The sequence below is a fragment of the Silvimonas sp. JCM 19000 genome, from assembly GCF_054652575.1.
Window position 1 is genome coordinate 66,900 of the sequence record NZ_BAAIHC010000021.1, and the last position, 8,723, is coordinate 75,622.

9 protein-coding genes and 1 tRNA gene are annotated in these 8,723 nt (G+C 60.0%); 3 read left to right on the plus strand and 7 right to left on the minus strand.

Annotation, left to right across the window (positions count from 1 at the left end; genetic code table 11):
• Positions 1-35: 35 nt before the first annotated feature.
• The 5 genes from fabD to ACYQ1A_RS17010 form a co-directional block, all read right to left on the minus strand.
• Positions 36-962, minus strand: a complete 927-nt coding sequence (fabD, locus tag ACYQ1A_RS16990) for an ACP S-malonyltransferase (protein ID WP_499363826.1) — start codon at positions 960-962, stop codon at positions 36-38.
• An 88-nt stretch (positions 963-1,050) separates the two neighbouring features.
• The gene (locus ACYQ1A_RS16995) at positions 1,051-2,007 is read right to left on the minus strand and encodes a beta-ketoacyl-ACP synthase III (RefSeq protein WP_062222839.1); all 957 of its coding nucleotides are present in this window, start codon (positions 2,005-2,007) and stop codon (positions 1,051-1,053) included.
• A 37-nt stretch (positions 2,008-2,044) separates the two neighbouring features.
• Complete coding sequence (plsX, locus tag ACYQ1A_RS17000; protein WP_499363828.1) at positions 2,045-3,109, minus strand: phosphate acyltransferase PlsX; 1,065 nt, start codon at positions 3,107-3,109, stop codon at positions 2,045-2,047.
• A gap of 109 nt (positions 3,110-3,218) precedes the next feature.
• Entirely contained in the window at positions 3,219-3,398 is a 180-nt protein-coding gene (gene rpmF, locus ACYQ1A_RS17005) for a 50S ribosomal protein L32 (RefSeq protein WP_053937512.1), read from the minus strand.
• An 81-nt stretch (positions 3,399-3,479) separates the two neighbouring features.
• On the minus strand, positions 3,480-3,971 hold the full coding sequence (locus ACYQ1A_RS17010) for a YceD family protein (protein ID WP_062222842.1): 492 nt from the start codon (positions 3,969-3,971) through the stop codon (positions 3,480-3,482).
• A gap of 92 nt (positions 3,972-4,063) precedes the next feature.
• Between ACYQ1A_RS17010 and ACYQ1A_RS17015 the strand changes: the two genes are divergently transcribed.
• On the plus strand, positions 4,064-4,687 hold the full coding sequence (locus ACYQ1A_RS17015; protein WP_499363830.1) for a Maf family protein: 624 nt from the start codon (positions 4,064-4,066) through the stop codon (positions 4,685-4,687).
• Positions 4,684-5,400, plus strand: a complete 717-nt coding sequence (locus tag ACYQ1A_RS17020) for an SAM-dependent methyltransferase (RefSeq protein WP_499363832.1) — start codon at positions 4,684-4,686, stop codon at positions 5,398-5,400. The genes ACYQ1A_RS17015 and ACYQ1A_RS17020 overlap by 4 nt, the downstream gene beginning before the upstream one ends.
• A gap of 312 nt (positions 5,401-5,712) precedes the next feature.
• On the opposite strand, the gene ACYQ1A_RS17025 is transcribed toward ACYQ1A_RS17020, so the two are convergent.
• Both ACYQ1A_RS17025 and ACYQ1A_RS17030 read right to left on the minus strand, forming a co-directional pair.
• A tRNA-Leu gene (locus ACYQ1A_RS17025) sits at positions 5,713-5,797 on the minus strand.
• Positions 5,798-5,906: 109 nt separating this feature from the next.
• On the minus strand, positions 5,907-7,082 hold the full coding sequence (locus ACYQ1A_RS17030) for a phosphoglycerate kinase (RefSeq protein ID WP_499363833.1): 1,176 nt from the start codon (positions 7,080-7,082) through the stop codon (positions 5,907-5,909).
• Positions 7,083-7,271: 189 nt separating this feature from the next.
• On the opposite strand from ACYQ1A_RS17030, the gene ACYQ1A_RS17035 reads away from it, so the two are divergent.
• The gene (locus tag ACYQ1A_RS17035; RefSeq protein ID WP_499363835.1) at positions 7,272-8,486 is read left to right on the plus strand and encodes an MFS transporter; all 1,215 of its coding nucleotides are present in this window, start codon (positions 7,272-7,274) and stop codon (positions 8,484-8,486) included.
• Positions 8,487-8,723 lie beyond the last annotated feature (237 nt).

The window sequence follows — 8,723 nt, forward strand, 5'->3', positions numbered from 1 at the left end:
TGCTTCTCCGTGTTACCTGTATTCATCCAACCCGGTTACAGCGCGGCGCGCAGTGCGTCGAACGCGGCCGGGTCAGTCAGTGCAAATTGTTGTGCTTCGGTGGCGATGCGCTTGTTGAGGCCCGCCAGCACCTTGCCGGGGCCGCATTCGGCGATCACGGTCACGCCATCGTTGGCCATGTGTTGCACGGTCTCGACCCAACGCACCGGCATATACAGCTGGCGCACCAGCGCATCCTGGATGCGTTCCGGTTCGCTGTAAGCAGCGACGTCGGCGTTGTGCAGTACCGGAATCCGTGGCGCGCTCAGATTGACGGCTGCCAGACGCGCCCGCAGCACTTCGGCCGCCGGTTGCATCAGATCGCAATGCGACGGCACCGACACCGGCAGCAACATCGCACGCTTGGCACCGGCGGCTTTGGCCGCTTCGCAAGCGCGTTCGACCGCGGCTTTGGCGCCTGCAATGACCACCTGGCCCGGTGAGTTGAAATTAACCGCCTGCACCACTTCGCCTTGCGCGGCGCTGGCACATGCCGCCACCACGGCAGCATCGTCCAGCCCCAGCACTGCAGCCATGGCGCCTTCGCCAGCGGGGACGGCATTCTGCATGGCTTCGGCGCGCGTGCGTACCAGTTGCAGCGCATCACCAAATGACAGCGCTTCGGCAGCAACCAGCGCGGCATATTCACCCAGGCTGTGGCCCGCCAGTACGTCCGGCGTAGCACCGCCGCTGGCCAACCAGGCACGCCATACGGCGACACCGGCAGTCAGCATGATGGGTTGGGTATTGATAGTGGCGGCCAGATCTTCGGCCGGGCCTGCGGCGACCATCTGCCACAGATCAAGATTGAGTACTGCCGAGGCTTCATCAAAAGTGGCTTTCACTACCGGGACATCGGCCCAGGCGTTCATCATGCCGACAGATTGTGAGCCTTGGCCGGGGAAAACAAATGCCAGTTTCATGGTCTTCTCCTGTCCGATGCGGTCAGGCCGCATCGTCGTTTTTCAAATGACTGTTTGAAAAAAAACGGCGCGTAGCGCGCCGTTTTGATCAGTACTTGAGCAGTGCCGAGCCCCACGCAAACCCACCGCCGATGCCTTCCAGCAGCAGCGTCTGGCCGCGCTGTATGCGCCCGGACCGCACGCCTTCGTCCAGCGCCAACGGAATCGACGCCGCCGAGGTATTGCCATGCTTGTCGACCGTCACTATCACCTGGTCCATGGGCAGGCCCAGGTGTTTCGCGGTCGATTCAATAATGCGCAGGTTGGCCTGGTGCGGTACCAGCCAATCCACTTGTGATTGTTGCATGCCCGCCGCCGCCAGCGTCTCTTCGGCCACATCGGCCAGAGCACGCACGGCAAACTTGAACACAGCGTTGCCTTCCATATAGATATACGGGCTGCCATCCAGACCGCCGGCTTTCAGGCGTCCTTCGGTTTTGAGGATATGGCGATAGCGGCCATCGGCATGCAGTCTGGTCTGCAGAACGCCGGGCTCTTCGCTGGCCTGCAGCACCACTGCGCCCGCGCCGTCACCAAACAGTATGCAGGTACCGCGGTCATCCCAATCGGTGATGTTGGATAGCGTTTCCGCACCGATGACCAGCGCACACTTTGCGCTGCCGCCTTTAACAAAATTGTCGGCAGTGGCCAGAGCGTAGATAAAACCGGCACACACGGCTTGCACATCAAATGCGGGAAAGCCATGCAGTTCAAGCTTGTCTTGCAGTATGCACGCCGTCGACGGAAACACATTGTCGGGCGTGGTGGTGGCCACGATGATCAGGTCGATCGCGGATTTGTCGATACCGGCCGCTTCGATGGCGCGGTTTGCGGCAATCAGCGCCATATCCGACGTGGTCTGGCCGTCGGCGGCAATATGCCGCTGGCGAATACCGGTACGCGAGGCAATCCACTCGTCGCTGGTATCCACGCGGGTGGCCAGCTCTGCGTTGCTTAGAATACGTTCTGGCAGGTATGAGCCCGTGCCAGCAATGCGCGAATACATAGGAGTCCTCCTGCCAGCCGCAAAGCGGCCGCATGGATCAGGATATCTGGGAATCAGAGGCCGCCGCGGCAGCCACCGGCACAGCGCCCAGCAGCGCCAGCTCTTGTTGTACTTGTTCTGCAATCCGTTGGGTTACACCCGCACTCGCTTCGTTTACGGCCTGTTTTAATGCCCAGTAGAAGCCCATGCGGTCTGCGCCGCCGTGGCTTTTTACCACAATGCCGTTCAAACCCAACAGCGAAGCGCCGTTGTAGCGTCGCGGATCAACCCGCTTTTTAAAGCGCGACAGCACCGGCCACGCCAGGCCAGCCAGTGTCATGCTCCACCAGTTGCGCTGGAATTCTTCGCGCAATTGTTCGGCGATCATTTTGGCCAGGCCTTCCGATGTCTTGAGCGCCACGTTGCCGGTAAAGCCGTCACAGGCGATCACATCGACCACGCCACTGTAAATATCGTTGCCTTCCACGTTGCCATAGAAGTTGAGGTTGGACTGGCGCAGCAGTTCGCCCGCCTCTTTGACCACCTCGTTGCCTTTCATTTCTTCTTCGCCAATATTCAGCAAGCCCACTTGCGGCCGGCCTTTTTGCTGCGTGGCGGAAACCAGCATGGCGCCCATGATGGCGAACTGCACCAGGTGCTGCGGGGTGCAATCCACATTGGCGCCGAGGTCCAGCACACAAGTCCATGTGTTCTTGCGCGTAGGCAGCATTTTGGCGATAGCCGGGCGATCGATGCCTTTGATGGTTTTGAGCACAAAACGCGCGGTGGCCATCAGGGCGCCGGTATTGCCGGCCGAGACACACGCGTGGGCACTGCCCGCTTTCACCATATTGATGGCGACGCGCATGGAGGAATCTTTCTTGTTTTTGAGCGCCGACTGCGGCGACTCGTCCATGGTGACCACTTCAGTGGCCGCCTGGATGCGCAAACGCGGGCCGACGGTACGGCGGCTGGCTTTTAGCTCCGCCTCGATGGCATCCGGCATCCCCACCAGCACGATGTTTACATCGGGATGGTCATCCAGAAACCGCAGTGCGGCGGGCACGGTAACGTGCGTGCCATGGTCACCGCCCATGGCGTCGACAGCAACAGTAATATCCATAAGCCTTGCTTATCGCTAGTCCAGAATGGCGAACGGCGCAAACGGGTTAACCGCTTGCGCCGCTACTATAACCACTTGGTTATAAAGGGTTTTCACCCTGAGCCAGGACTTATTCGCCCTTGGCCTTGATCACACGACGGCCACGGTAGTAACCGTTCGGGCTGATGTGGTGACGCAGATGCACTTCACCAGTGGTGGCTTCAACTGCCAGCGCCGGGCCGGTCAGGAAGTCATGTGCGCGATGCATGCCACGCTTGGACGGGGACTTTTTGTTCTGTTGAACTGCCATTTGGAACTCCTTGAAAACCAGTTATTTAATCAATATGCAACGGACGAGCATTACGCGAGCCGCCTGCAGCTACGTCCGTTTTTATTCGGCTTTCCTGGTTTTCATACCTGCCAGGACCGCAAACGGATTTACTTTCTTGCCTGCTTCGGGTGCGTCTTCTACACCACCGCATGCTTCATGCGTGGGCGCGAAGGGTACCGCGAGCAGGACTTCTTCTTCAACCAGCGCTTCAATATCCAGCGCCGGATCAATCAGAATGCCTTCGAGCTCTTCGTCCTGCACTTCGGCATCATCCATATGCGCTTCGTCGGCAAATTGCGTCAGATGCGCCTCAGAGGCGAAGGGCCAGTCCAGCGGTTTAAGGCAGCGTTGACAAACCAGTTGCAACTCACCTTCTACCCGCAGGCTTAGCCACGGACGCTGAAGCTTGTCGACCCCGCCGTGCATGCGCCACGTAATGGTGCCCGCCGTATTGGCCAGCTGATCATGTAAACGTGGCAGCTGTGCGACTGCAATTTCGCCAGAGAGCTCGCTGTTTTCGCGTGCAAATTGCGCGCTGTCGATGACTGTCATGGCAAGGGCCGTCGGACCAGAAACCGCGCATGATATAATCCGCCGCCTGTTCCTGTCAAAGCCTTTTTAGCTTTGCGCCATGGAGATTTCTTTTGCAAAAACAAGCCCTTCCCCTCGATCAGACGGCCAGCCAGGCCGCGCGCAGACTGGTATTGGCGTCTACATCGCCGTATCGGCGCGAATTGCTGGGCCGGCTGGGCCTGGCGTTTGAAACCGCCGCCCCACACGTCGACGAAACCGCATTGCCGCATGAAACCGCCGCGGGCACCAGCCTGCGCCTGGCGATCGCCAAAGCCGAAGCATTAAGCGAGCAGTTTGCCGACGCCCTGTTGATAGGCTCCGACCAGGTCGCTTTGCTGGATGGCCAGCAATTGGGCAAGCCAGGCACGCATGAACGCGCCGTGGCGCAATTACGCAGCATGCGTGGCAAGACGCTCGAATTTCATACCGCACTGGCATTGCACGACAGCCACAGCGGCCGCACGCACCACGCCTGCGACATTACCCGCGTCACCATGCGCAATTACACCGATGCGCAAATCGAACATTATCTGCAGCGCGAACAACCCTACGATTGCGCCGGTAGTGCCAAGGTGGAAGCGCTGGGCATTGCCATGATCGCGCAAGTGGCCAGCACCGACCCCACCGCGCTGATCGGCCTGCCTTTGATTGCTTTATGTAGCCTGCTGAGTGATGCGGGCGTGGAGATTGTATGAGCCAGTTCGGCACGCTTTATCTATTACCAGTGCCGCTGGGTGACGACAGCTTTAACGCTGTTATCCCGGCCGATGTGCGCGCCAAAGCGCAGACGCTGACGCACTTTATTGTGGAAGCGCCCAAGACCGCGCGCGCCATGCTCAAATTGTTTGAGACGCCGCACGAATTGCGCAGCCTGTCGATGCATGAGCTCAACGAACACACCAAGGACGATGATCTGGCCACGCTGCTGGCGCCGCTGCTGGCGGGCCACGACGTCGGCCTGATGTCCGAAGCGGGCTGCCCCGGCGTGGCCGACCCCGGCGCCAATCTGGTCCGCCTGGCGCACAGCCGCCAGATCCGCGTCGCCCCGCTGGTGGGCCCGTCGTCGATTTTGCTGGCGCTGATGGCCAGCGGCGCCAATGGGCAAAAGTTTCGCTTTAACGGCTACCTGCCCAGCGAACCCGCCGCCCGCATCGACGCCATCCGCAAACTGGAAAACGACAGCCGCCAGAACCACCAGGCGGAAATCTTTATTGAGACGCCCTACCGCAACGGCGCGTTGTTTGAGAGCCTGACCAACACGCTCAAAGCGCAAACACTGCTCACCGTGGCGCGCGATTTAACGACGGCCGAGGAATTGACCGCCAGTTACCCGGTTAGCCAGTGGAAGCACCAAAGCCCACCGGATTTGCATAAGCGTCCGACGGTGTTTGTGATTTATGCGGGGTAAGCGCGACGGTGTGCGGGGGACAGCATTTCGGCGAGGCGGCTTTGGGTGGTGGGTCTAGACCCACCCTATAAGAATGGTGCCCCGAGCAAACAGTGGGTGTGCTTGCAATGCGTCGGGCGTCCCACAGGGACTCCTTTCAGTCGTAGCCGCGGATGCTGGTTGAAGACCGCCGGAACGCAGGACCCGGAGTGGGCTCAATGCCCATGAGGAGGCCGAGTACCGCCGGGCTTCAAGATGCGCCCGCGCAGTAGCCGAAGATTAAAACAAAAGCCCGAATGTGCAAACATTCGGGCTTTTGTTTTGATCCAGTGTTGGTGCCGGCAGAGAGACTCGAACTCTCACGACCTAAGTCACTACCCCCTCAAGATAGCGTGTCTACCAATTCCACCATGTCGGCATACCAAGTCCGTACCCCAAGGGGTCCGGTGAGAGAGGCGCGATTGTAATAGCGACTTTCCCACTTGTCCAGCCTCACAACGCAAGTCATGAGGCCGGTAGCGGATTGATTAACCGTTGTAACGCGTTTCCAGAATCTCAACGGCCGGCAGGGTTTTGCCTTCCAGGAACTCAAGGAACGCGCCGCCGCCCGTCGAAATGTAGCTCACCTTCTCGGTAATGCCGTACTTGGCCGCAGCTGCCACGGTGTCGCCACCGCCCGCAATCGAGAACGCGCTTGATTCAGCAATCGCGTTAGCCACGGTCTTGGTGCCTTCGCCAAACTGGTCAAATTCGAACACGCCCACCGGGCCGTTCCAGACGATGGTGCCGGCGTTCTTGAGGATGTCCGCCAGCGCCCTGGCCGAATCCGGGCCGATATCAAAAATCATGTCATCCGGCTGCACCTGATCCAGCGCCTTGGTGACGGCCGGTTCATTGGCGTCAAACTTCTTGCCGGTGACCACATCGGTCGGCAGCGGCACATCGCCACCGCGCGCGCGCAACTTGCTGATGACGGCTTTGGCGTTGTCGATCAGATCGGCTTCGGCCAGCGATTTGCCCACTTCTTTGCCTTCGGCCAACAGGAAGGTATTGGCGATGCCACCGCCCACCACCAGTTGGTCGACCTTGTCGGCCAGCGCTTCGAGGATGGTCAGTTTGGTCGAAACTTTGGAGCCCGCCACAATCGCCACCAGCGGACGCTTGGGGTTAGCCAGCGCTTTGCCCAGCGCATCCAGCTCGCCCGCCATCAGAATGCCGGCGCACGCCACCGGCGCAAATTTGGCCACGGCGTAGGTTGAGGCCTCGGCGCGATGCGAAGTACCAAACGCATCGTGCACAAACACATCGCACAGCGCGGCGTATTTCTTGCCCAGTTCTTCGCTGTTTTTCTTTTCGCCCACATTGCAACGCACGTTTTGCAGCATCACCAGCTCGCCCGGTTTGACTTGGTAGCCTTCCCAGCTATCCAGCACCTGGATGTCGCGGCCCAGCAATTCGCCCATACGTTTGGCGACCGGCTCCAGCCGGTCTTCGGCTTTGATTTCGCCTTCGGAAGGACGGCCGAGGTGGCTCATTACGATCACGCCAGCGCCAGCCTTCAACGCCGCTTCAATCGAGGTCAGCGAGGCGCGGATGCGGGTATCGTCGCCCAGCACGCCATCTTTGACCGGCACGTTCAAATCAGCCCGGATCAACACTTTTTTGCCGGACAGATCCAGCTCGGTCATTTTTCGGTACGCCATGATGCGATTTCCTTGGTCATGATCTGGTTAAAAAATCAGGTTTTGCCCAGCTTGCCGAAGCCACCAAAGGCATGGGCACGCTGGCGTAGAATCCGCGCTGGCACGCTGCGGTTATCCCGCTTGCAAGGCGAGGCCGACGAGCTTGCAAATCAGTAAGCGCGCAGTTTAACACACGCAGTTTCCCCTCTCATGACCCAAGCCCTGCCGCTCTTGCGCAATCGCAATTTCTTGTTGATCTGGTGTTCCAGCATTCTGGGCAACCTGGCGCTGGCGGTGGCCACGCTGTCGGAAACCTGGTTTGTGGTTAAAACCCTCGACGCCAAAACCCAGCTGGGCTACGTGATGATTGCGGGCTCGGTGCCGCGCATTGCCTTGATGGCATTTGGCGGCGTGCTGGCCGATCGCATGCAGCGCACGCGCATTATCAAAAGCTCGCTCAGCCTGCGCGTGCTGCTGATGTTGGCGCTGGTGGCGCTGCTGTGGGGCGGGCATCTCAATATCTGGACCATGACGGCGTTCGCGTTTTTATACGGCGCGCTCGACGCATTTTTCTGGCCCGCGCGCGATGCATTGCTGCCCAGCGTGGTCAGCGAAGCCGATCTGCCACGCGCCAATTCCATCATGCTGACCACCAACCAGATCGGCCTGGTATTCGGGCCGGTGTTGGGCGGCGCGCTGTTGGCATTGCTGGATTACCGGGGCGTGTTTATCTGCACTGCGGTCATCCTGGCTGCAGGCACGGCCTGCGTGATGGCGGTACGCGAACCCAAGCTGGTCCGCCACGGCGAAGCGCGCCACGTGCTGCACGAACTGCAAGAAGGCGTGCGCTACGCGCTGTCGTCACCGGTGCTGAGCGCGCTGATGATCATTTACGCCATCGCCAATCTGCTGTTTATGGGGCCGCTGGCCTTGGGCGTGCCGATTGTGGCGTCCGACAATCTGCATGGCGACGCCAGCGTGTTGTCGTATCTGCAAAGCTCGTTTGCTGCCGGCATGGTCGGCGGCGGCTTGCTGCTGACGGCGCTGCCGCCGCGCAAAAAGCGGCTGCTGATGATTGCGCTGGTGATTGTGGTGGAAGGCGTGCTGATTGGCTCGTTGTCGCACGTGACCTGGCTGCCGCTGGCGATGAGCATCCAGTTTTTGACAGGCCTGGGCGTGGTCAGCAACAACGTGCCCATGATGTCGCTAATCCAGCAATACACCGACCGCAGCAAGATCGGCCGCGTGATGAGCTTGAACACGATGGCGTCGATGGGGCTGTCGCCGCTGAGCTATGCAATGGTGACCGGGCTGCTGTCACTGCATATCGGCATCGGCTGGATCATGCCGGTGTTCGGCCTGACCATGAGCGCGCTGATGCTGGTGCTGGTGTGGAAACTGCCCGCGGTGAGGACCATCGACTGAGCAAGGCCACGCGGCCGTCGAGTCGCCGGATTGCCTTTCGGCGATCCACCCCGCATAGGGTGGGTCGAGACCCACCAACCAAAGCCAGCGAAAAGAACGCAAACAGCGCGGGTCTTATCAGCGGCTTTGCATGGTGGGTCATGACCCACCCTATGAGAGCGCCAGCTGCCAGCTCATCCACAAGGTGATCCACCCCGCATAGGGTGGGTCTAGACCCACCAACCAGAGCCAGCGAAA

Bases quoted from the DNA above. Each gene is read 5' to 3' on its own strand.
- fabD (WP_499363826.1), bottom strand. From the start codon at position 962: ATGAAACTGGCATTTGTTTTCCCCGGCCAAGGCTCACAATCTGTCGGC.
- ACYQ1A_RS16995 (WP_062222839.1), bottom strand. From the start codon at position 2,007: ATGTATTCGCGCATTGCTGGCACGGGCTCATACCTGCCAGAACGTATT.
- plsX (WP_499363828.1), bottom strand. From the start codon at position 3,109: ATGGATATTACTGTTGCTGTCGACGCCATGGGCGGTGACCATGGCACG.
- rpmF (WP_053937512.1), bottom strand. From the start codon at position 3,398: ATGGCAGTTCAACAGAACAAAAAGTCCCCGTCCAAGCGTGGCATGCAT.
- ACYQ1A_RS17010 (WP_062222842.1), bottom strand. From the start codon at position 3,971: ATGACAGTCATCGACAGCGCGCAATTTGCACGCGAAAACAGCGAGCTC.
- ACYQ1A_RS17020 (WP_499363832.1), top strand. From the start codon at position 4,684: ATGAGCCAGTTCGGCACGCTTTATCTATTACCAGTGCCGCTGGGTGAC.
- ACYQ1A_RS17030 (WP_499363833.1), bottom strand. From the start codon at position 7,082: ATGGCGTACCGAAAAATGACCGAGCTGGATCTGTCCGGCAAAAAAGTG.
- ACYQ1A_RS17035 (WP_499363835.1), top strand. From the start codon at position 7,272: ATGACCCAAGCCCTGCCGCTCTTGCGCAATCGCAATTTCTTGTTGATC.